We start from the raw sequence: 20,739 nt of genomic DNA on the forward strand, positions 1-20,739 counted from the left end.
ACCGAGCTTGGCGCTGCGGGGCAGCGCCAAGTGACAAGGCCTGACCGGGTTGAAGCCAGCTAGCACTTCAGAGATTCCCAGGCGATCAGCCAGGTGTCCATCACCCCCCTGAAATGGCTCCGGTGCGGCCCCGGCTGGTAGATGGCCCGGATGGGGATGTGCGCCCAGCGCAGCTTCCAGTCCGCGGCCTTCATGGCAATCTCCATTTCGATGGCGAAGCCCGTGGAGCGCAGCTCCAGCCGGTCCAGCACCTTCTTGCGGATCATGCGGAAGCCGCTCTGGCTGTCCTCCCAAGTGACGCCCGCGATGCGGCCCAGGGTCCAGGTGCCCAGGGCATTGGTGCGCCAGCGCTTGGCGGGGATCTTCGCCCGGTCCAGGAAGCGCGAACCGATGAGGAAGTCCGCGTCCGGGTGGGCGGCCAGGTGGTCCAGGAACCGCTGGAGGTCGGCGGGATCGTGCTGCCCGTCGGCGTCCAGGAACAGGTAGAAGTCAAAGCCATCCGGCCGCAGCCGGGCGATGCCCGCCCGCAGCGCCTGGCCCTTGCCGCCGCCCTGCCCCGGCTCCAGGCGCAGCACCTCCGCGCCGTGGGCCGCGGCCACGGACCCGGTCCGATCCGAGGAGCCGTCGTCCACCACCAGCACCCGGTGGAGCGCGAAGGGCCTCAGGCCCTCCAGCACCGGCCCGATGTGATCCGCCTCGTTGTGGGCGGCCAGGATCGCGGCGACCTTCACCGGCGCCGGCTCTGTTTCACGGGAGCGGCGGGAAAGGCCTGGCCATAGGATGCGGCGAACGCGGCGCGCTGGACGGCCCCGGCCCGGGGGTCCGCCATCAGCCGGTGGAAGCGGTCGGGGTTCTCGACCACGGGCACCTCCACCTCGAAGACCCGGCCCCGCTCAGACGCCAGCACCCGGACCTTCCCGCCGGGACCGGGCTCCGCCAGGCCCCGCTGGACCTCCGCGGCGGTGGTGGTCCTCCAGCCGTCCACGGCGAGGACCTCCATGCCGAAGCTGAGGCCCGCCTTGGCCGCGGGACTGCCGGGGATCACGTTCTGGATGGCGGGCCCGTTGGCGGCCAGCACCAGGCCCGTCCAGGACCTGGTCCGGCGCTGGGCCGCCGGATCCTGGGCTTCCCCGGCGCCCAGGGCCTCCCAGGGCGCCTTGGCCTCCATGGCCAGGCCGAAGGCCCGGCGCAGGGGCGCGGGATCCAGCTCCGCACGGCCTGAGATGTAGGCGTCCCAGAAGGGCGCCGGAGGCTTCCCCGAGAGTTCCTCGAAGGCCCGGCGCACGTCCGCATCCGTGAGGCCGGCTTCGCCGTGCCGCGCCCAGAGCAGGGCGAAGAGATCGATGAGGCCCGCCTTCCCGCCGCTGCCCTCGCGGAGGGCCGCATCCATGAGCCAGGCCACCATCTCGCCCTTGTCGTAGTAGCTGACGGAGCTGTTGGGGCTGAACTCGTGCTGCTTGTAGAAGCGGATCCAGGCGTCCCAGCTGGATTCCTCGAGGCTCTGCTCCGTTCGCCCCGGGCGCTGCACCTGCTCGGTCCAGCACTTGGCCAGTTCCTTCGAGGTGTGGCTCCATGGCACCACCCCCGCCCGCAGCACGATCACGTGCTCCATGTACGAGGTGAGGCCCTCGTGGAACCAGAGCATCTTCGTGGGGTTCTCGCGGCTGTAGTCGAAGGGGCCCAGAACCGGGTCGTGGAGCCGCTTCACGTTCCAGGCGTGGAAGAACTCGTGGGCCACGAGCTGGTAGAGCGCGAAGTAGCCCTCGGGCTTGTCGAAGGCATGGCTGTCGGCGATGAGGCTGGTGCAGTCCCGGTGCTCCAGGCCGCCGCGCAGCTTGGGCGTGAAGGTGAAGAAGAAGACGTACCGCTTGAAGGGGAAGCCGCCGAAGAGGGCGCCCGCGGCCTCCACGATCTTCCGCGTGGCCTCGGCCATGCGGCCTTCATCGCCGTTGTGCGCTCCGGTGAACACCAGTTCGAAGGCCGTGCCTCCGGTCTTGAAACCGCGGGTCCGGTAGCTGCCCAGCTCGAAGGGCGAGTCCACGAGCGTGTCGAAGTCCTTCGCCAGGTGGGCGCCCTGCTTGCGGGGAAGGGCCGAGGCCACCTTCCACGCCTCCGGGAAGCCCTCGAAGCGCACTTCCACAGGGCGATCGAGCTGGCCCTCCAGGTAGAGGAAAGTGGCGGCGGGGATGATCTGGGCGTGGGCGGCGTCCACATGGTTGGTCCGCACCGTGAGGTCGTTGCCGTACACGCGGTAGCGCAGCGTGAGGTCGCGCTTCGAGCCGGCCACCTCCCAGCGCTGCTTGTCGAGCTTCACCAGGGGCCGCTCCCGGCGGCCCTCCAGGACGCGCACACGGTCCACGAACCGGGCGTAGTCCCGCACCAGGTACGAGCCCGGGGTCCAGGCGGGCATGGCCGCCACGGCGCCGGAGGCCACCGCCTCGGCGGGGAGCGTCAGCTCCACCTCGAAGAGATGCTGGGGCAGGTCCAGCGGACGGAGGGTGGCCCGGATGGGGGCGAGCTTGGCCATGGCGTCCTTCCTCGGCGGGTCAGCCCTGCAGGCCGTAGAGCCAGCGGCGGGTCACCCACCGCACTTCCTCGCCGGTGATCTGGTACTGGGGGTCCCGGAGCTTCTCCTCGATGAGGGCGCCCACAAGGGAGGTGAACAGCAGCACCTCCTTGCGGGCCTGCTCCAGGCCCGTGCCGAAGACATGGTCCATGAAGAGCCCCAGCGGACTCAGCCCCTTCTCCACCAGGGGCATGAGGTCGCGGAAGCCGGAATCCGGCGAGGGCACGGCGATGGACCGCAGGATGAAGCCCGTGAACTCCTGGCTCTCCAGGAGCAGGTCCAGGTAGGCCTGGGCCAGCTTCACGCAGGCCTCGTCCACCGCTTCCTTCCCCCGGACCGGGGCCGCCAGGAAGGGCTCGACGAGCTTCTGGATGCGCACAGCCATGGCCGAGAGCGACACGAGGCAGAGCTGGCGGAAGAGGCCCTCCTTGCTTCCGAAGTGGTAGTAGAGCGTGGGCTTCGAGACCCCGGCCTCCTCGGCCACCTCCTTCACCTGCACGCCGTCGTAGCCCTTGGCCGCGAAGTGGGAGAGCGCCGACAGCAGCAGGCGGGCCTTCAGGTCGCCGCCCTCGCTGAGCCGCGCCAGCGCCTGATGGAAGCTAGCGCCGGCATGGGCCCCGAGCGCGTCGGGTCCGAAGACCGGCACCATCTCTTTGAGACCGTGGTCAGGAACAGTGGACATAGGCTGCCTCGAGGGACAGTCCAGGATGCCATGACCTACCAGTGGTCAGAAGACCCCAGGGGGCGCAGAAATTCCCAAAAACCTTTAGTGAACCGCGGACCGCCAGGGCTGCGCCTGGATGACCTCCGCCTCGCGGTCCAGCCACCAGTCCAGGCGCTGCCGGGCAGCCTCGCGGCCGAACCGCTCCTCCGCCAGGCTCCGGTAGGCCTGGGCGTGGCCCGCCTCGCAGCGCTCCAACTCCAGCAGGAAGCCCAGCCAGCCGGCGGATCCCAGGGTGAGGTGGCCCGTGGCGGCCCGCTCCAGCAGCCAGAGCCGCTCACAGCTCCGGGCCTCGATGACCGCCGCGATGAGCAGCTGGTCCAGCAGGCCCTTGGTGGCCAGGCGGTGGAGGGCCTGGGCGTAGGGATTGCCCCGGTCAGGGAGCAGGGTCCAGCCGAAGCCCTGGAGGCCCTCCAGCACCCGGCGGTAGTGGTCCAACTCCTCGTCCGCCAGCCGCGCCAGCAGGCCCGGGGCGCGGGCCATGTCGCCCAGGTGCCGGGCCAGGTTCAGGGCCGTGAGGGCCGCCTTCTTCTCGCAGTGGGCGTGATCGGAGAGCAGGGCCTCCGGGTCCGCCAGGGCCGCCTCGGCCCATTCGGAGGGGGTCTCGGCCCGGAGGGCCAGCGGTGGCGCGAAGGCGGTCATGGACGTCCTCCGGACAGGCCATTGAGCCCCAGGGCGCAGGCGATGACCGCCCCGCCGGCGGCCAGCCTCGGCCAGTCCACGGCTTCGCGGAACACCAGGCCCGAGGCCAGGATGGCCAGGGGGATCTTCACATTGTTGAAGATGGCCAGGGTGCCGATGTCTGCGCGGCGCGCCCCGGCGTTGAAGAGGAAGAAGCCCAGGCCCGAGGCCACGGCGCCCAGGTAGACCAGCACCACCCACTGCCGAAGCCCCATGGCCGCGATCCCGGCCCAGGGAATGGAGGGCGCGGCCATGGCCACGGCCACCGCGGAGGCCCCCAGGTAGAGCAGGCCCATGAGGTCGCGGTCCCGCTTGCCGGACCCGGGCGCCAGGCGCCGGTAGAGCACCTGGCCCAGGGCGAAGCAGAGGTTCGCGGCCTGCATGGAGAGAAAGCCCAGGAGGAGCCCCTTCCGCCCCAGGCCCGACCACACGCAGATGCCCGTCCCCAGCACCGCCAGGGCGGCCGTGAGGAGGAACATCCACGACATGCGGCCTTCCATCAGATCGCTCACCAGGGTCACGAAGAGCGGCGTGAAGATGGTGAACAGCGCCACCTCCGAGGACTGGAGCCAGCGGAAGGAGGCGATGTAGAGCAGGTACATCAGGCCGAACTGGAGGGCGCCGATGCCGGCGAAGGCCAGCACCTGCCGGCGGGACAGCCCCTTCACGTCCATGAAGGGGAGGAACACCAGGGCCGCGAGGAGGGTCCGGGCCGCGGTCACGAAGGGCGCCCCGAGCCCGCTCACCTGGGCCGTGAGCCCGAAGGAGAGGGCCCAGAGGATCGAGACGGCGAGCAGGAGGGACATGGCGCTCCGGGTGGTTCGAGGGTTCAGCCGAGGCTTCGGCCGAGGTTCAGGAAGATCTGGCGCCAGGGCTCCGGCAGGGCCTCCGCGTCCCGGGCGATGGTGGCCTCGTCGCCGCGCACGAAGGGGCCCGTCCGGCCGGCGGCGCCGTGGGCGGCCACGTTCCGCAGCGTAGCCTCGGCCAGCGGGAGCAGGCCCCGGCCCGGCAGGGCCACGCCCCGCGCCCGCAGCAGGGACTCGGCCCCCAGCCACAGCGAGGCGGCGTGGCCCGAGCTGAGCACCGCCGCCGCGTGGTAGAGGGGCTTCAGCTCCGCCGGGAGGTCGAAGGCCACGAAGCCCAGGTCGCCGAAGGCCCGCCGGAGCCCGTCCGGCACTGCGCCCGTGATGGCCAGGGGCGTGCCCGTCCAGTCCCGGGCCCGGCCGTCGAAGCTCGTCAGGGGGTGGGCGCAGGGCGCGCCCGGCAGGTCCAGGCTGCCGGACAGGTGCACGCAGCGCCCCGGGAATTCGGCGGCCAGCCTCTCCAGGGCCCGGTCCGGCACGGCCAGGAGCACCAGCCCCTCCGGCCGGGCGCCGTGGTCCAGCAGCGCGGCCCGCGGACCCCAGGCCGCCGCCAGCGCGCGGCCGGCACGGCCACGGCCCAGGATGGTGAACTCGGGCGTCATGGGGATAGTGTGGCGCAAATCGGTGATCAGTCTTCAGTCTTCAGTCTTCAGTCCTCAGACTCCAGCCTCCTTACACTGTCTCCATGCCGCGCCCCCAGCAGGCCCGCCACGGTGTCGTAGACGTAGTGGACTCCAGCCTCCTTACACTGTCTCCATGCCGCGCCCCTCCCCCACTTCCTGGGCCCTGCCGCCCGAGGCTCCCTGGCCGAGGTTCCTGCGCATGCTGCGGCATCCGGAGCCGCCCCGGGGGTGGCTGGAGGCGGCGGCGGAGCTGCCGGAGCTCCGCAAGCGGCCCCTCCTGCTCCGCTGGATCGCCCAGCACCCCAAGGCGCCGGCCCACCTGCGCTCGGCGCTCATGGCGCGCCTGCCCTGGCGGGCCCTGGCGGCGGTGGCGGGAGATGCGGCCGCGCATCCCCAGGCGCGGCAGCAGGCCATCGAGAAGCTCCAGCAGCTCTGGGCGGCCATGACCCCGGGCGAGCGGCGGAGCCTGGCCCTCCACGCCCCGCGGCCCCTCTGGGCGCTGATCTGGCGGGCCCCCGGCGCGGCCATCCTCGAAGCCTTCCTCCAGAATCCCAAGCTGGGCCTGGAGGCCCTGGTGGCCCTCATCCAGCCCCCCCTCCGCCCCGCCCAGGCCGAGGCCCTGGCCATCTCGCGCTGGCGCGAGGCGGGCCCCGTGGCGGACCAGGTGCTGCGCGCCCTGGACCGCAGCCTGGCCCTCCCGGACTCCGGCCTGGCCCTCGGACATGCGGCCCCCTGGATCAGGGCTCTGGACGAGGACGCCCGCGTCCTGGCCGCCAGCCGGACCCTGACGCCGGCTCTTCGCCGGATGGTGCATCCCCGGCGCGAGGCCGAGTAGCCCCAGGGTCAGCAGCGCTTGAGCACCTCCGCCACGCAGCGCTCGATGCCGGTCCACACATCGCTCAGCCGCGCATCGTCGAACATGTAGGCCGGCGTGGTGACGAGCTTGCAGCCCTCGTCGATGACGATCCCGCGTGAATCGGGCGTGTCTTTGTGGTGCTGGCCCAGCTTGGTGACGGCCTCGGCGCAGCCCTTGTCGTTGCCCAGGGTGAGGTCGGCGGAGGCCTTCCCCGAGAGGGCCAGGGCCACCAGGGCCGGGGCGATGCAGATGGCGCCCACGGGCTTCTTCGCGTCGAAGAAGTCCCGCACGAAGGTGGCCACGTCGGGCCGCACGTCCGCCTCGGCGCCCTTGAAGGCGAAGGTGCAGTGGTTCTTGGCCACGCCGTAGCCGCCGGGCATCACCAGCGCATCGTAGTCCCCCGCCTTCGCCTGCGCCAGGTCCAGGCACTGGCCCACCCGTGCGATGCGGCTGGACTCCTCAAGGATGTTGCGGGTGGCGCCAGGCATGGGCTGGCCCGTGGCGTGGTTGATGACGTGGTGCTGGTCCGCGTTGGGCGCGATGCACTGGAAGGCCGCGCCGTGCTGGTCCAGCGCCAGCAGCGTGAGCACCGCCTCGCGCACTTCCGCGCCGTCCAGGTGGCCGCAGCCGGCCAGCAGCACCGCGACCTTCGGGGTCTTCGCCATGGGAGCCTCCTGATTCTTGGGTCGATTATCGCTTGAAAGGCAATCACCAACCGCGGGGAGCGCAGGGTAAAAATCATTCCTGATGATCGGCGAACCTCAGGCAGAGCCAGAAAAGATGAGCGCAGAGGACGCAGAGACGCCCTTTGGGCGCGCGGAGAGCGCGGGGGGGACTCGACCCACCGTGCGCGGGCCCGCCGAAGGCGGCCTCCGGCGCTGCCGGAGGTCATGGGGTACACCAGGGCCGCGCGCCTCAAATAGAGCGCGACCCTGGCGCACCCCATGGAGCCCACGCTTGCGAAGCAGCCATCCCCAGACCAGCCCCAGCCCCATTCTCAATCCATATGAACCTGTGAAATCCGTGGCCCTGAATCCGTTTCTCCGTCATCTCCGGCTTGAGCCTTTCATCTTGCGAGCACCGGGCTGAGCCCGGCCGATAAGCGCTGACCATTTTATCTCCGCGTTCTCGGCGTTCTCCGCGGTGAGACAGCCGCTTCGTCTACCCTGGTCCCATGCTTCTTTCGTCGCGCCTTCCGCACAGTTTCGAACCGAACGCCCTGTCGGCGGCGCTGGCGCGGCTGCGGGGGGAGGGGCGGACGATCCTCGACCTGACCGTATCGAACCCCACGCGCTGCGGCTTCGCCTATCCCGAAACCGAAATCCGCGCGGCGCTGTCTTCGCCCGGCGTGCTGGCCTACGACCCAGACCCCCTGGGATCCCGCGCCGCGCGGGAGGCGGTCGCCGCCCACCACGGCCACGGGCTCCAGGCAGACGATCTCCTGCTCACGGCGTCCACCAGCGAGGGCTACGGCCTGCTCTTCAAGCTGCTGGGGGATCCCGGCGACGAGATCCTGGTGCCCAGCCCCAGCTACCCCCTCTTCGAGTGGCTGGCACGGCTGGAGGGCCTGCGCGCCCGGCCAGTGCCCTCCTACTTCCACGACCGCTGGCACCTGGACCTGGGCGCCCTGGAGGTGGCGGTGGGCCCCCGCACGCGGGCGGTGGTGGTGGTGAACCCCAACAACCCCACCGGACACTTCCTGTCCAGGGCCGAGTGGAACGGCCTCACGGCCCTCTGCGCCCGGCATGGCCTGGCCCTGCTGGTGGACGAGGTCTTCGCGGACTACGCGCTGGAGCCGCCCGCGGATCGTCTGGCCACGGCCCTCGAGGACGCCAACCCGCCCTGCCCTGTGTTCCTGCTCTCGGGCCTCAGCAAGGTGGCCGCCCTGCCCCAGCTCAAGCTCGGCTGGACCGCCGCGCGCGGGGCCGGTGCCGCGGTACACCTGGAGGCCCTGGCCTTCCTGGCGGATCAGTACCTGTCCGTCTCGGCCCCCGTCCAGGCCGCGGCTCCCACCCTCCTGGCCCTGGCACCCGCGATCCGCGCCCAGGTGCGCGCCCGCCTCTCCGCCAACCTCGCGGCCCTGGACGCCGCACTCGCGCGGCACCCCCGCCTCACCCGCCTGCCCGTAGAGGGCGGCTGGTCCGTCCTCCTGCGCCGGCCCGCGGTGGACGCGGACGAAGCCTGCGCCCTCCGGCTGCTGGAGCAGGCGGCCGTCCTCACCCACCCGGGTTCCTTCTTCGACCTGCCCGGGGACGGCCACCTCGTGCTGAGCCTGCTGGGTCCGGAGGCGGCCTTTTGCGAGGGTCTCGACCGGATGCTTCCGATCCTCTGACATAATCGCCCATCCCCATGAGCCCCCTCGCCTCCTGCCCCAGCTGCGGTGCCCCCCTGAGCTTCCGGCCCGGGACCATGGTGGCCGTCTGTTCCTACTGCAAGGCCCTGGCCGCCCGGCGCGACCGCGATCCGGAGCTGATCGGCAAGGTGGCCGACCTGGTGGACACGGGCTCGCCCCTGGCCCTGGGCGCCACGGGCCGCTACACGGGCCGGACCTTCAGCCTGGCGGGCCGCGTGCAGCTCAAGCATCCCCTGGGCGGCGTGTGGGACGAGTGGTACCTGGCCCTGGATGACGGCCGCTGGGGCTGGCTGGCGGAGGCCCAGGGCCGCTTCTACCTCACCTTCACCCAGGCGCCCCGTGGGACGCTGCCGGCCCCCGCGGACCTGCAGCCTGGCGGCCTGGCGGACCTGGGACCGGACGGCCTCTGGACCGTGGACGAGGTGAGCGAGGCCGCCTTCCACAGCGCCGAGGGCGAGATCCCCTGGGCCGTGGAGCCGGGCGCCACCTACCGCTACGCGGACCTCTCGGGCCGCAACGGCGCCTTCGCCACCCTCGACTACGGCGAGGATCCGCCCCTCTTCTTCCTGGGCCGGGAGGTGTCCCTGACGGAGCTGGGCATCCAGGGCGGCGCGAAGAAGCCCCCCAAGGTGGGCACCCAGGCCCTCAACTGTCCCAAGTGCGGAGGCGCCCTGGCTCTGCGGGCCCCGGACCAGACCCAGCGCGTGGGCTGTCCCAGCTGCGGCAGCCTGCTCTCCACCGAGGGAGGCAAGCTCGCCTTCCTCAAGAGCCTGAAGCAGCCGCGACAAGACATCGTGATCCCCCTGGGCGCCGAAGGCACGCTGCGCGGGGAGTCCGTCATCTGCATCGGCCAGCTGCGGCGGAGCTGCACCATCGAAGGCACGGCCTACCCCTGGAACGAGTACCTGCTCCTGGACAGCCGGCATGGCTTCCAGTGGCTGGTGCAGAGCGACGGGCACTGGAGCCTGGCCGTGGCCGTGGCGCCAGGGGAGGTCCCCCAGGTCCGCGACGGCCAGAAGAACCTCTGGGCTCAGGGCCAGAACTGGCGCCGCTTCCAGGATGTGGAGGCGGTGGTCGAGGGCGTGTGGGGGGAGTTCTACTGGCAGGTGGAGCAGGGCGAGCGGGTGGAGGTGGCCGAGTTCGTGGCCCCGCCCCGCAGCCTCACCCGCGAGCGCCAGGCCCACAAGGGCGGAGGCGGCGAGGTGAACTGGAGCCTCTCCACCTACCTGGAGCCCGGCGAGGTCTGGTCCGCCTTCAAGCTGCAGGGCGCCCCCCTGGAACCCGTCGGCGTCGCCTCCTTCCAGCCCAACCCCCACAAGGCCGCCCTGGCGAAGTCCGCCCTCTGGCTGGTGGGGGCCCTCGGCCTGCTGCTGCTGCTCGTGATGGCGGAATCCATCACGCACCGCGGCACAGAGCTGTTCCACCGGCAGCTGGACCTGTACGACCTGGCCCGCATCCAGGCGGAAGCCCCCGGGGCCGCCCGTCCGGGCATCCCCGCGCGCAGGCCCCAGGCCCCGGTGGTTCCCGCGGCTCCGGCGGAGCCCCAGGAGCCGGTCTTCTTTTCGGAACCCATCGAGATCAAGGATGGCCACCAGAACCTCGCGGTCACCCTCAGCGCCCCGGTGAACAACAGCTGGGTGGGCCTGGAGGGAGCCCTGGTGAGCGAGACCACTGGCGTGGCGGAGCTCTTCCTGGTGGAGTCGAGCTGGTACCACGGCGTGGATGGCGGCGAATCCTGGTCCGAGGGCGGCCGCACGGACACGGTGTTCCTGAGCGCCGTGCCGCCGGGCAGCTACGTGCTGCGCCTTGCGCCCCAGTGGGACGGGAAGGTTCCGCCCGTCAGGGCCATCGACGTGCGGCTGCGGCAGGGCGTCATGCGCTGGCTCTACCCTGGGCTCGCCCTGCTGGCCATCCTGCTCGTGCCCCTGCTCATGGTACTCCGCATGGTGGCGTTCGAGAGCCGGCGCTGGCAGGAGAGCATGTACGCGCCGAACGCGGGCGCCTCGGGAGGCGATGACTGATGCGGATCCTCTACCTGATCTTCCTCGGCGGTGGCTTCAGCCTCATGGTGGCCAACGGCTTCTTCGGCCGGGAGTTCTTCGGCGCCCGCCGCCGTGCGGACCTGCCCCCCAGCGTGCGCCAAACGCCCGGGGCCTACCGCACCTTCCTTCACAACAACGGCTTTCACGGGGGTAAGTGATGATCGCGAACCAGCTGCTCCACCAGCTCCTCGTCGCCACCGTCTTCTCCATCCTGGGGCTCGTCATCCTCGGTGTGGTGTGGCTCATCCTGGTGAAGATCCTGCCCTTCTCCCTCCGCAAGGAGATGGAGGACGACCAGAACATCGCCCTGGGCATCGTCCTCGGCAGCCTCATCCTGGGCATCAGCCTCATCATCGCCGCCGCGATCCATGGGTGATTCTGGGTGCTAAAGATTCACCACCAAGACACCAAGGCGCCAAGAACTGCATGCTTCCTTGAGGGATAGCCATGACCAAACTGCCTATTGCCAAGCGGTCATCTGTTCAAAACATGCGAACGGTGTGGCCAAAAGAAACTGATTTTTCGGATTGGCTCATCACTCAAGACGGCATCGATCTTCTCGCCGAAGACCTAGAGGTGGAGATCGAAAACCCCCGTCGTGAGGCCAGAGGAGCCAACTTTTCATGTGATGTCGTGGCAAACCGCGTGGGGGATGAAAAACATGTGGTCGTCATTGAAAACCAGTTCGGGCGAACCAATCATGACCACTTAGCCAAACTCCTCACGTACGCTGCGGCCCACAAGGCAATGACGGGCATATGGATCGCAGAAGAGGTTGCAGACGATCATCGCCAAGTCATTGATTGGCTGAATGAGAACACCCCCGACACGGTTGCACTCTACCTAGCCGAATTGAAGGCCTACACCATCGGAGCCAGCGCTGCCGCACCTCAACTTGATCTGGTATGCCGCCCCAACATCACCGTGAAGCAGGCTAATGCAGATCTTTCTCCGGGAGACAAGGAACGTCGAGAATGGCGCATCGCCTTTTGGCAAGACATTCACCACAAGATGAAAGCTGAAAAACTCCCCTTTCGGCTTCAAAAGCCGGGGCCTGGGCACTGGTCATCGATCGCCATTGGACGCTCTGGTTTTCATGTGAACATGCTATTAACACCAAAAAACCAAAGCATTGTCGCTGAAATGGTGATCCAGCCTGACGGCTGGAAGGAGACCGCCTTCGAGCAGCTTCATGCACAGGCCAAGGAAATTGAGGAAGAAGTTGGTCGGTCATTGCAATGGCGGGCGATGCCAGAGAAGGCGTCATCCAAAGTGTTATTGGAAGAAAAGATCGATCCGGATGATTCAGCCAATCGGAAGAAAGTCTGTGATTGGTTCGCCGAGTGGACGCCCAAGGTGTTCCTCGCATTTCAAGATCGTGTCAAAAAGCTCAGTGCACCAGAATCCGATTCCTAACCTCCAGCTTTCTTGGTGCCTTGGTGTCTTGGTGGTGAATCCTTTCTTCTTTGACCTCGACCATGCCTGAACCTCCAGAGCAAACCCCATCGACGCTCAAGGCGCCGCTGCTGTTCATCAGCGTGTTGCTCATCGCCTCTTGCGGGCTGATCTACGAGCTGGTGGCGGGGACGCTGTCGAGCTACCTGCTGGGCGACTCCGTCATGCAATTCTCCACGGTGATCGGGGTCTACCTCAGCGCCATGGGGCTGGGCTCGTACCTCTCGAAGTTCCTCCAGCGGGGCCTGGCCCGGCGCTTCGTGGACCTGGAGCTGGCGGTGGCGCTGGTGGGCGGGTTCTCGGCGCCCATCCTCTTCCAGGCCTTCGCCCACACCCACGCCTTCCGTGTGGTGCTCTACGGCGTGGTGGCGGTGGTGGGCACGCTGGTGGGGCTGGAGATCCCCATCCTCATGCGCATCCTCAAGGACCAGGTGCGCTTCAAGGACCTCATCGCGGGCGTGCTCACCCTCGACTACATGGGCGCCCTCTTCGCGAGCATCCTCTTCCCCCTGCTCTTCATGCCCAAGCTGGGCCTGGTGCGCACCAGCCTCCTCTTCGGCCTGCTGAACGCCGCCGTGGGCCTCTGGTCCACCCGCCTGCTCCAGTCCCAGCTGGGGCCCACGCGGATGATCCGCCTCCGCTGCCTGGCCGTGATGGCCATCCTGGCCTTGGGCCTCGCCTTCGCCGGGAAGTTCACGCTGGCGCTGGAAGAGGAGGTCTTCGCGGACGAGATCGTCTACGCGAAGGACAGCCCCTACCAGCGCATCGTCCTCACGCGGGGCCGGGGCAGCTTCCAGCTCTTCCTCAACGGGAACCTCCAGTTCTCCAGCGCCGACGAGTACCGCTACCACGAGGCCCTGGTGCATCCCGCCTTCGCCGTGAAGCCGGATGCGAAGCGGGTGCTCATCTGTGGCGGCGGCGACGGGCTGGCCGTGCGCGAGGTGCTGAAGCATCCCTCGGTCCAGGAGATCGTGCTGGTGGACCTAGACCCCGCCATGACGGACATGGCGCGGTTCCAACCCATGGTGCGCCAACTCAACGGGGCCTCCCTGGAGGACCCCCGGGTGAAGGTGGTGAACGCCGACGCCATGGTCTGGCTCCAGGAGACCTCGGGCCCGCCCTTCGACCTGGCCCTGGTGGACTTCCCCGATCCCAACACCTACGCCCTGGGGAAGCTCTACACCTCGCGCTTCTACCGGTTGCTCCAGCGCCGCCTCACGGACGACGCCATGATCGCCGTGCAGAGCACTTCGCCCCTCATGGCCCGGCAGTCCTTCTGGTGCATCGCCGCCACCATGGAGGCCGCGGGCCTGAAGGTGAAGCCCTACCACCTGGCCGTCCCCTCCTTCGGCGTGTGGGGCTTCGCCCTGGCCTCCAAGCGCGACTTCGCCATCCCCACGCAGGTGCTGCCGGGCCTGCGCCACCTGTCCGACGAGGCCACGGCCGCCATGTTCGCCTTCCCGAAGGACATGGACCGCGTGCCCACCGAAGTGAACCGCCTCGACAACCAGGTGCTGGTCCACCTCTACACCCGCGAGTGGCGGCGGTGGTCGTGAGGCCACAGCCGTGAAACGCCGAGACTTCCTCGCCGCGGGGGCCTTGTCCGCGGCTTCCCTCGCCTGCCGGCGGAAGCCGGAGTTCCCCTTCCAGGGCGAGCTGGTGGGGCCCGACCTCGCCCTGGGCCACTGGCTGCGCGGCGGCGCCTTTCCGGATCCGGAGCGCTTCGAGCCCATCTCCGTGCTGGTGGTGGGCGGCGGCGTGGCAGGCCTCAGCGCCGGCTGGCGCCTGGCCGGCGGCGGGGTGGACGACTTCCGCGTGCTGGAGCTGGAGGTCGAGCCCGGCGGCACCTCCCGCTCGGGCCGCAACCACGTGGGCGCCTTCCCCTGGGCCGCCCATTACCTGCCGGTGCCCGACCGCGGCAACCACGCGGTGCTGCACCTGCTGGACGAGTGCGGCATGCTGGAGGGCTTCGACGCGAAGGGCGAGCCCGTCTTCGCGGAGGAGGCCACCGTGCGGGCCCCGGAGGAGCGGATCTGGGCCTACGGCCAGTGGTGGGAGGGCCTCTACCTCCGGGCCGGGGCCAGCACCGAGGACGAGCGCCAGTACCACGCCTTCTTCCGGGAGGTGGACCACTGGGCGGCCTTCCGCGACGCGAAGGGCCGCCCCGCCTTCAGCATCCCGCGTTCGCGATGCTCGGACGCGCCGGAGGCCACGGCCCTGGACGGCCTCTCCTTCGCCGCTTGGCTCGATCAGCGCGGCCTCACCTCGCCCCGCCTGCGCTGGCTGCTGGACTACGCCTGCCGGGACGACTACGGCGCCCGCCTGGAGACCACCAGCGCCTGGGCGGGCCTCTTCTACTTCGCGGCACGGAAGCAGGGGCCGGGTGAGGACTCGCGCCCCCTGCTCACCTGGCCCGAAGGGAACGGCTTCCTGGTCAACCACCTGCGCCGGGCCCTCGGCGAGCGGCTCCGGTGCGGCGTCATGGCCACCGCCATCCGCGAGGAGAAGGACGGCATCCTCGTCACCGCCTGGGACCACCTGAACCAGCGCCGCGTGGGCTGGAAGGCGAAGCACGTGATCTTCGCCGGGCCGCAGCACGTGGCCCGCCATGTGATCGAAGGCTTCGCCGCCGCCCGGCCGGCCTCGACCCGCATCCGCAACGCCCCCTGGATGGTGGCCAACCTCACCCTGCGAGGGCGGCCCAAGGAGCCCACCTTCCCCCTGGCCTGGGACAACGTGCTGCGGGACAGCGAGGCCCTGGGCTATGTGGTGGCCACGCACCAGAGCCTGAAGGATCACGGCCCGACCGTGCTCACCTGGTACCGGCCCTTCTCCGGGACCGACTGCGACGGGGAGCGCGCCCGGCTCCGCGCCCTGGACTGGCCCGCCTGCGCCCGCCTGGTGATGGAGGACCTGCGCCCGGCCCATCCCGACCTCGAGGGCCTGGTGGCGCGTCTGGACGTCATGCGCTGGGGTCACGCCATGGTGCGCCCCGAGCCCGGCCTGCTGTGGAATCCGGACGTCCTCGCCCTGGCGCGACCCTTCGGGAACATCCACTTCGCCCACACGGAACTGAGCGGCCTGGCCCTCTTCGAGGAGGCCCAGGACCACGGCCTGCGGGCGGCGGAGGAAGCGCTGGCGGCCTCAGGACGCCGCGGCCAGAGCTGGCGCTAGTTCCTGCTTCTTCTCCACGAGCCGGGCCTCCCCCTGGGCGGGGATGGTCACGATCCAGATCCAGTCATAGGTGTCCAGGGACCAGTAGGACACGGGCCCCTTCACGCCCAGGGCGCGGACGAGCTTCTTCATGAGGTCGTGGTGCCAGCAGACGATCACGGTCTGGCCGCGGCGCTCACGGAGGATCTCCGCGGCCAGGGCCGCGCTGCCGTCCTTGGGTCTCAGGACCGGCGACAGGCCCAGACGGGCGGCCGTGGGGGCCAGGGTCTGCTGGGTGCGCTTCAGGTCCGAGGCGTAGAGGGCCGCCGGGCGGTAGCCCGCCAGCAGCGGTGCCAGGGCCTCGGCCCGGCGCCGGCCGGCCTCGGCCAGGGGCGAGTCCCCGTCGAAGATGGACTGACGCTCCGCGTGCCGCAGCAGGACCACCGTGGTGTCCTGGGCCGCCAATCCCAGGGCGGAAAGGGCCAGCCAGACGAGGAAGGTGGTTCGGGCCAGGGTCATGGGAGCTCCACCTCCAGGTTAACGGAGGTCCGGCTCCCCTGTGATGGAGGACACATGATCTCCCAGGGCGGTGGAAGGTCGGGACACCTGTGGCGATCTGTTTCTTCCCACGGCTTCCGCCAGCGGCGCCGCCGGACCTCTTTGTGCATGTGATAACACTATTCATTGTTTTCTTTATGAATCATTTGGAATGGCTTCATCGGGCTTGACGTCCCCCGGTGCGGAGTGAGCATGGGGTCAACCAAACCCTTTCCAGATTCGGTCCCACCTCCCCGGAGGAAGGTCGATGTCCACTGTCCAGGTCCCATCCCTGAAGACTCCGTCCGGCGAAGCTCCGCCGGCGGAGCAGGAGGATCGTCTCGCCGCCCTGGCGGAGGCGGTCCGGAGCCTGGAGGCCCGGGTGGGAACCCTGGAAGCGGCCCTCCGGACCGCACCGGCCCCTGGACCGGGCTTCGCAGCGCCGGCCCCGGGATCCGGACCTGCGGCGGACGCGCTCCTGCCGGACCCCACCCTGCCGAGCCCCACCCGCATCCTGGGCCTCGTGGGCCGGGTCTGCCTCATCCTCGGCGGCGCCTACCTCATCCGGACTTTGGTGGACGCCGGCACCCTGCCCCGCGGCGCGGGCGTGGCCCTGGGGCTCGCCTACGCGGCCAGCTGGGCCCTGCTGGGCCAGCGGGCCCGCCGCCCCCTCGATGCCGCCTTCCGCACCGCGGCCTCCATCCTCATCGCCTACCCGCTGATCGTGGAATCCTCCACCCGCTTCGGCATCCTGGCCCCGGGCCTGGCGGCCCTCGCCCTGGTCGCGGTCGCGGTCCTGCACGCCGCCGTGGCATGGCGCCGGGACCTCCACGCCGTCCTCTGGATGGCCACCCTGGCGGCCCTGGGTTCCGGCTTCATCGTGATGATGGCCCGCCGGTCCATCGAGCCCTTCGCCGCGGCCTTCCTGGCCCTGGGCGCGGGGGCCCTGTGGCTCACCTACGGACGGCGCTGGCATGGGCTGCGCTGGCCCACGGCCCTGGCGGCGGACACCGGCGTGCTGGTCCTCACCCTCCTCGCGGCCTGGCCCGGCGCCGCCGAGGGCGTCTACCGGGAGCTGTCCCGGGGGCGGGCCATGTTCCTGGCCCTGGCCCTGGCGGCCATCTACCTCGGCAGCTTCGCCGTGCGGATGCTCCAGCGGCGCCGGGTGGTGAACGCCTTCGAGTTCATCCAGACGGCCCTGGTCCTCCTCGTGGGCTTCGGGGGCGCCGTCCGGGTCTCCCTGGCCTCGGGCTCGGGCACGGCCCTGCTGGGCGCCGGGGTCTCCCTTGCCGGTGTGGGTTGCTACGCCGCGGCCCTGCCTTTCGTGGACGACCAGGAGGAGACCCGCGCGAACTTCAACTTCTTCACCTTCCTGGCCCAGATCTTCCTCCTGCTGGGCGGCCCCTTCGTCCTGCCCATGCCCTTCTTCGCGGGCCTCTGCGGGGTCCTGGGCCTGGCGGCCATGGCCGCAGCGCTGCGCCTGCGGCGTAAGGTCCTGGTCCTCCAGAGCGGCCTCTTCCTGGCGGCCTCGGCCCTGGCTTCGGGGCTGGGCGCCTGGGCCTTCCGCGCCTTCATGGATCCTGCCGGCCCCGTGGCGGCGCCCACGGCCGCGGCGCTCCTGAGTCTTGCGGCGCTGGTCGCCGCCCTGGGGCTCTTCCTGGCTAGGCGCCCTCCGGATCCCGTCACGATCCTCATGCGGCCGGCCATCCTCCTGCTGGGCGCCCTCGCCGCCGTGGGCCTCGGGGCCGTGGCAATCTGGGCCTGCTGCGGCGGCCGGACCCACGACGCCGGCGGCCTCGCCCTGGCCCGCACCCTGGTCCTGTCCACGCTGACCATCGCCCTGGCCTGGCTGGGCCGGCGCCTGCCCGTACTGGAGCTGCGCTGGGTGGTCTATCCCCTCCTGGCCGTCACCACCCTGAAAGTCCTGTTCGAGGATCTGGCCGTGGGGCGCCCCCTCACCCTCTTCCTGGCCTTTATGGGCTTCGGGGCGACCCTCATTCTCGCTCCGCGCCTCCTGCGGAACGCCGCCCTCCGGGAGGCGGACGAGGAGGAGGCCCCATGAAGAACCTCCGCCCCTCCGTTCCTCCCCACCCGGTTCCACCGCCGCCCTGCGGCCCCGTTGCACGAAAGGGATCCTCCATGCGCCTCCCCACCCTGTCCACGCTGGCGGCCGGCCTGCTGATCCTCCTGGGATCCTCGGCCTTCGCGGATCCGCCCGCCAAGCCGCCCTCCGCCAAGGCGGAAGAGCCCGCCATCCAGGAGGGCATCCAGGTGCCCAAGCCTCCCTTCAGCGAAGGCATCTTCCCCTGCACCTCCTGCCACGACGGCAAGAGCCAGAAGCCCGATCCCCGGCGGCGGGAGCTCACCGGCATGCATGGCGACATCGTCCTGGAGCACGGCCCCGCCAGCCGCTGGTGCCTGGATTGCCACGACACCAACAACCGCGACAGCCTCCACTTGGCCAGCGGCGAGAAGATCCCCTTCACGGCCTCCTACCAGCTCTGCGGCCAGTGCCACGGCGACAAGTACCGCGACTGGCGCGTGGGCGTCCATGGCAAGCGCACCGGCAACTGGAACGGCGCCAAGCAGTACCTCCTCTGCGTGAACTGCCACAACCCCCACTCCCCGCGGTTCAAGGCCCTGAAGCCCATGGCCCCGCCCGCCCGACCCGAACAGATCCAGGCCCGGAAAGGGGGTGCCCGATGACGACGGACCAGAAGCTCTCGAATCCGCCTGAAAGCTGCGGCGGCTCCGGCTGCGGCACCCGGCGGGAGTTCCTCGGCGCGGCCACCGCCGCCATGGCCACCGCCCTCACCGGCTGCGGCACCCTGAGCAAGGAGGAGTTCCTCCAGCGCAACTTCAAGGAGCTGTCCAAGCAGGAGGTGCTCGACGTCATCGCCCGCCTGGAGAAGGAATACAAGGCGAAGTTCGGCAAGGAGGTGAAGGTCGCCAACACCCAGCCCATCCCGGGCGTGATCTTCGGCTATGCCCTGGACCTCAGCCGCTGCATCGGCTGCCGCCGCTGCGTCCACGCCTGCGTGAAGGAGAACAACCAGTCGCGAGACCCCGAGATCCAGTGGATCCGCGTCCTCCAGATGGACAAGGAGGAGGGCGTCAATGTCCAGCATGCCGACGCCTACTACAACCCTGAAGAGGTGCCCCAGGAGGGCCACTTCTACATGCCGGTGCAGTGCCAACAGTGCAAGAAGCCACCCTGCACCAAGGTCTGCCCCGTGGGCGCCACCTGGCGTGACAAGGACGGCATCGTGGTGGTGGACTACAACTGGTGCATCGGCTGCCGCTACTGCATGGCCGCCTGCCCCTACGGCGCGCGGCACTTCAACTGGGGCGAGCCCCACCTCCCCGCGGACCAGCTGAACCCCAACACCCACTACCTGGGGAACCGCCCCCGGCCCAAGGGCGTGGTGGAGAAGTGCACCTTCTGCATCCAGCGCACCCGCAACGGCCAGTACCCGGCCTGCGCGGAGATCTGCCCCACGGGCTCCCGCAAGTTCGGCAACCTCCTCGACAAGGACAGCGAGATCCGCTACGTCCTCGAGAACAAGCGCGTCTTCAAGTTCAAGGAAGACCTGAACACCCAACCCAACTTCTTCTACTTCTACGGGGTGTGAGGCCATGTTCACGCTGAGAAACTTTTCGGGATTCCTCTCCGACACGCTCCGGCTCGTCACCAAGGGCAGCCGCCTCTACTACGCCTGGGTGGGCTTCCTCCTGCTCCTCATCGCCATCGGGGCCGCCGCCTACATCGGCCAGCTCAACCAGGGCCTCATCGTCACCAAGATGCGCGACCAGGTCTCCTGGGGCTTCTACATCGGCAACTTCACCTTCCTGGTGGGCGTGGCCGCCGCCGCCATCATGCTGGTCATCCCCGCCTACATCTACGACTGGGAGCCCATCAAGGAGATCACCATCCTGGGCGAGATGCTGGCCATCAGCGCCCTCATCATGTGCCTGGGCTTCGTGATGGTGGACATCGGCCGGCCCGACCGCTTCTGGCACATCATCCCGCTGGTGGGCCGCCTGAACTGGCCCCAGTCCATGCTGGCCTGGGACGTGATCGTGCTGAATCTCTACCTGCTGCTGAACTGGTTCGTGGTCACCTACCTGCTGTTCTGCGCCTACACCGAGCGCCACTATGTGAAGAAGCTCGTGCTGCCCCTGGTGCTGCTCTCCATTCCCATGGCCGTGAGCATCCACACCGTGACCGCCTACCTCTACAACGGCCTGGCGGCGCGGCCCTTCTGGAACTCCGCCATCCTCGCCCCGCGGTTCCTGGCCTCGGCCTTCTGCTCGGGGCCCGCCATCCTGCTCATCCTGCTCCAGGTGCTGCGGAAGACCACGCGGCTCAGCATCAAGGACGAGGCCATCTTCAAGGTGGCCGAGCTGATGGCCTACACCATGGGCTTCAACCTCTTCCTCACCGCCGCCGAGGCCTTCAAGGAGCTGTACTCGGGCACCGAGCACGTGGTGTACTTCCAGTACCTGCTGTTCGGCCTCAAGGGGCACACCACGCTGGTGCCCTACGCCTGGGCCTCCATTCTCTGCGGCCTCGCGGCCTTCATCCTCTTCCTCGTGCCCCGCACCCGCACCAACTGGGTGACGCTGAACATCGGCTGCGTGCTCATCTACGCCAGCGTCTACATCGAGAAGGGCATGGGCCTCATCATCCCCGGCCTCACGCCGGACGTGCTGGGGGACATCTACGTCTACCGCCCCTCCTTCACGGAGATCGCCGTGGCCGCGGGCATCTTCGCCATCGGCTTCCTGGTCTTCACGCTCATGCTGAAGGCCGCCGTGCCCATGATGCTGGGCGAGTTCACGATCACCAAGGGGCGGGCCTCCTCCGGGGAGACCGTCCACTAGGGTCA

At 69.6% G+C, this 20,739-nt stretch carries 20 protein-coding genes; 12 read left to right on the top strand and 8 right to left on the bottom strand.

The features are described 5' to 3' along the window. Positions 1-59: 59 nt before the first annotated feature. The 6 genes from G398_RS15975 to G398_RS0103595 form a co-directional block, all read right to left on the bottom strand. A complete protein-coding gene (locus G398_RS15975; protein ID WP_052571330.1) occupies positions 60-731 on the bottom strand; it encodes a glycosyltransferase family 2 protein in 672 nt (223 codons plus the stop codon). After that, positions 728-2,527 (bottom strand): M61 family metallopeptidase, encoded by a 1,800-nt coding sequence (locus G398_RS15980; RefSeq protein ID WP_052571333.1) that lies wholly within the window; start codon positions 2,525-2,527, stop codon positions 728-730. Before G398_RS15980 ends, G398_RS15975 begins: the two co-directional genes overlap by 4 nt. Before the next feature lie 19 nt (positions 2,528-2,546). Beyond that, a complete protein-coding gene (locus tag G398_RS19225) occupies positions 2,547-3,248 on the bottom strand; it encodes a TetR/AcrR family transcriptional regulator (protein WP_026852575.1) in 702 nt (233 codons plus the stop codon). Positions 3,249-3,332: 84 nt separating this feature from the next. After that, positions 3,333-3,929 (bottom strand): tRNA isopentenyl-2-thiomethyl-A-37 hydroxylase MiaE, encoded by a 597-nt coding sequence (miaE, locus tag G398_RS0103585; RefSeq protein WP_026852576.1) that lies wholly within the window; start codon positions 3,927-3,929, stop codon positions 3,333-3,335. Next, positions 3,926-4,774 (bottom strand): EamA family transporter, encoded by an 849-nt coding sequence (locus G398_RS0103590; RefSeq protein ID WP_026852577.1) that lies wholly within the window; start codon positions 4,772-4,774, stop codon positions 3,926-3,928. Before G398_RS0103590 ends, miaE begins: the two co-directional genes overlap by 4 nt. A gap of 23 nt (positions 4,775-4,797) precedes the next feature. Continuing rightward, positions 4,798-5,451 (bottom strand): DUF2520 domain-containing protein, encoded by a 654-nt coding sequence (locus G398_RS0103595; protein WP_157492269.1) that lies wholly within the window; start codon positions 5,449-5,451, stop codon positions 4,798-4,800. Positions 5,452-5,653: 202 nt separating this feature from the next. Between G398_RS0103595 and G398_RS0103605 the strand changes: the two genes are divergently transcribed. Continuing rightward, positions 5,654-6,289: a hypothetical protein gene (locus G398_RS0103605; RefSeq protein ID WP_026852579.1), complete on the top strand. Its 636-nt coding sequence runs from the start codon at positions 5,654-5,656 to the stop codon at positions 6,287-6,289. An 8-nt stretch (positions 6,290-6,297) separates the two neighbouring features. Here G398_RS0103605 and elbB read toward each other — a convergent pair whose 3' ends face one another. Continuing rightward, positions 6,298-6,975, bottom strand: a complete 678-nt coding sequence (elbB, locus tag G398_RS0103610; RefSeq protein WP_026852580.1) for an isoprenoid biosynthesis glyoxalase ElbB — start codon at positions 6,973-6,975, stop codon at positions 6,298-6,300. Positions 6,976-7,484: 509 nt separating this feature from the next. Between elbB and G398_RS0103615 the strand changes: the two genes are divergently transcribed. The 7 genes from G398_RS0103615 (at position 7,485) to G398_RS0103640 (ending at position 15,334) form a co-directional block, all read left to right on the top strand. Continuing rightward, positions 7,485-8,642 carry a pyridoxal phosphate-dependent aminotransferase gene (locus G398_RS0103615; RefSeq protein ID WP_026852581.1) on the top strand — a complete coding sequence of 386 codons (1,158 nt, stop codon included), beginning with the start codon at positions 7,485-7,487 and terminating at the stop codon, positions 8,640-8,642. A gap of 17 nt (positions 8,643-8,659) precedes the next feature. Next, entirely contained in the window at positions 8,660-10,684 is a 2,025-nt protein-coding gene (locus tag G398_RS19230) for a DUF4178 domain-containing protein (RefSeq protein ID WP_052571336.1), read from the top strand. Beyond that, positions 10,684-10,863, top strand: a complete 180-nt coding sequence (locus tag G398_RS0103625; RefSeq protein WP_026852582.1) for a hypothetical protein — start codon at positions 10,684-10,686, stop codon at positions 10,861-10,863. The genes G398_RS19230 and G398_RS0103625 overlap by 1 nt, the downstream gene beginning before the upstream one ends. Next, entirely contained in the window at positions 10,863-11,081 is a 219-nt protein-coding gene (locus G398_RS0103630) for a DUF350 domain-containing protein (RefSeq protein ID WP_026852583.1), read from the top strand. Before G398_RS0103625 ends, G398_RS0103630 begins: the two co-directional genes overlap by 1 nt. A 71-nt stretch (positions 11,082-11,152) precedes the next feature. Then, positions 11,153-12,121: a DUF4268 domain-containing protein gene (locus G398_RS20140; protein ID WP_084511947.1), complete on the top strand. Its 969-nt coding sequence runs from the start codon at positions 11,153-11,155 to the stop codon at positions 12,119-12,121. A 62-nt stretch (positions 12,122-12,183) separates the two neighbouring features. After that, positions 12,184-13,716, top strand: coding sequence for a polyamine aminopropyltransferase (locus G398_RS0103635; protein WP_052571338.1), 1,533 nt, complete (start codon positions 12,184-12,186; stop codon positions 13,714-13,716). 10 nt (positions 13,717-13,726) lie between these two features. Next, entirely contained in the window at positions 13,727-15,334 is a 1,608-nt protein-coding gene (locus tag G398_RS0103640) for an NAD(P)-binding protein (RefSeq protein WP_026852585.1), read from the top strand. Here G398_RS0103640 and G398_RS19235 read toward each other — a convergent pair. Continuing rightward, on the bottom strand, positions 15,305-15,832 hold the full coding sequence (locus G398_RS19235; protein WP_052571340.1) for a phosphoglycerate mutase family protein: 528 nt from the start codon (positions 15,830-15,832) through the stop codon (positions 15,305-15,307). The genes G398_RS0103640 and G398_RS19235 overlap by 30 nt on opposite strands. A 286-nt stretch (positions 15,833-16,118) precedes the next feature. Here G398_RS19235 and G398_RS0103650 point away from each other — a divergent pair, with 286 nt between their 5' ends. From G398_RS0103650 to dsrP, 4 genes are all read left to right on the top strand, one after another. After that, positions 16,119-17,912: a hypothetical protein gene (locus tag G398_RS0103650; RefSeq protein WP_026852586.1), complete on the top strand. Its 1,794-nt coding sequence runs from the start codon at positions 16,119-16,121 to the stop codon at positions 17,910-17,912. Between the two features lie 77 nt (positions 17,913-17,989). Continuing rightward, positions 17,990-18,556: a cytochrome c3 family protein gene (locus G398_RS16000; RefSeq protein ID WP_052571342.1), complete on the top strand. Its 567-nt coding sequence runs from the start codon at positions 17,990-17,992 to the stop codon at positions 18,554-18,556. After that, on the top strand, positions 18,553-19,482 hold the full coding sequence (locus G398_RS16005; protein ID WP_026852587.1) for a 4Fe-4S dicluster domain-containing protein: 930 nt from the start codon (positions 18,553-18,555) through the stop codon (positions 19,480-19,482). Before G398_RS16000 ends, G398_RS16005 begins: the two co-directional genes overlap by 4 nt. Before the next feature lie 4 nt (positions 19,483-19,486). Further along, positions 19,487-20,734 carry a sulfate reduction electron transfer complex DsrMKJOP subunit DsrP gene (gene dsrP / locus G398_RS0103665; RefSeq protein WP_026852588.1) on the top strand — a complete coding sequence of 416 codons (1,248 nt, stop codon included), beginning with the start codon at positions 19,487-19,489 and terminating at the stop codon, positions 20,732-20,734. The last annotated feature ends 5 nt before the right edge of the window (positions 20,735-20,739 follow it).

It is taken from the genome of Geothrix fermentans DSM 14018 (assembly GCF_000428885.1).
GTDB classification, from domain to species: Bacteria; Acidobacteriota; Holophagae; order Holophagales; family Holophagaceae; genus Geothrix; species Geothrix fermentans.

Bases quoted from the DNA above. Each gene is read 5' to 3' on its own strand.
- G398_RS15980 (WP_052571333.1), bottom strand. From the start codon at position 2,527: ATGGCCAAGCTCGCCCCCATCCGGGCCACCCTCCGTCCGCTGGACCTG.
- G398_RS19225 (WP_026852575.1), bottom strand. From the start codon at position 3,248: ATGTCCACTGTTCCTGACCACGGTCTCAAAGAGATGGTGCCGGTCTTC.
- miaE (WP_026852576.1), bottom strand. From the start codon at position 3,929: ATGACCGCCTTCGCGCCACCGCTGGCCCTCCGGGCCGAGACCCCCTCC.
- G398_RS0103590 (WP_026852577.1), bottom strand. From the start codon at position 4,774: ATGTCCCTCCTGCTCGCCGTCTCGATCCTCTGGGCCCTCTCCTTCGGG.
- G398_RS0103605 (WP_026852579.1), top strand. From the start codon at position 5,654: ATGCTGCGGCATCCGGAGCCGCCCCGGGGGTGGCTGGAGGCGGCGGCG.
- elbB (WP_026852580.1), bottom strand. From the start codon at position 6,975: ATGGCGAAGACCCCGAAGGTCGCGGTGCTGCTGGCCGGCTGCGGCCAC.
- G398_RS0103615 (WP_026852581.1), top strand. From the start codon at position 7,485: ATGCTTCTTTCGTCGCGCCTTCCGCACAGTTTCGAACCGAACGCCCTG.
- G398_RS19230 (WP_052571336.1), top strand. From the start codon at position 8,660: ATGAGCCCCCTCGCCTCCTGCCCCAGCTGCGGTGCCCCCCTGAGCTTC.
- G398_RS0103625 (WP_026852582.1), top strand. From the start codon at position 10,684: ATGCGGATCCTCTACCTGATCTTCCTCGGCGGTGGCTTCAGCCTCATG.
- G398_RS0103630 (WP_026852583.1), top strand. From the start codon at position 10,863: ATGATCGCGAACCAGCTGCTCCACCAGCTCCTCGTCGCCACCGTCTTC.
- G398_RS20140 (WP_084511947.1), top strand. From the start codon at position 11,153: ATGACCAAACTGCCTATTGCCAAGCGGTCATCTGTTCAAAACATGCGA.
- G398_RS0103635 (WP_052571338.1), top strand. From the start codon at position 12,184: ATGCCTGAACCTCCAGAGCAAACCCCATCGACGCTCAAGGCGCCGCTG.
- G398_RS19235 (WP_052571340.1), bottom strand. From the start codon at position 15,832: ATGACCCTGGCCCGAACCACCTTCCTCGTCTGGCTGGCCCTTTCCGCC.
- G398_RS0103650 (WP_026852586.1), top strand. From the start codon at position 16,119: ATGTCCACTGTCCAGGTCCCATCCCTGAAGACTCCGTCCGGCGAAGCT.
- G398_RS16000 (WP_052571342.1), top strand. From the start codon at position 17,990: ATGCGCCTCCCCACCCTGTCCACGCTGGCGGCCGGCCTGCTGATCCTC.
- G398_RS16005 (WP_026852587.1), top strand. From the start codon at position 18,553: ATGACGACGGACCAGAAGCTCTCGAATCCGCCTGAAAGCTGCGGCGGC.
- dsrP (WP_026852588.1), top strand. From the start codon at position 19,487: ATGTTCACGCTGAGAAACTTTTCGGGATTCCTCTCCGACACGCTCCGG.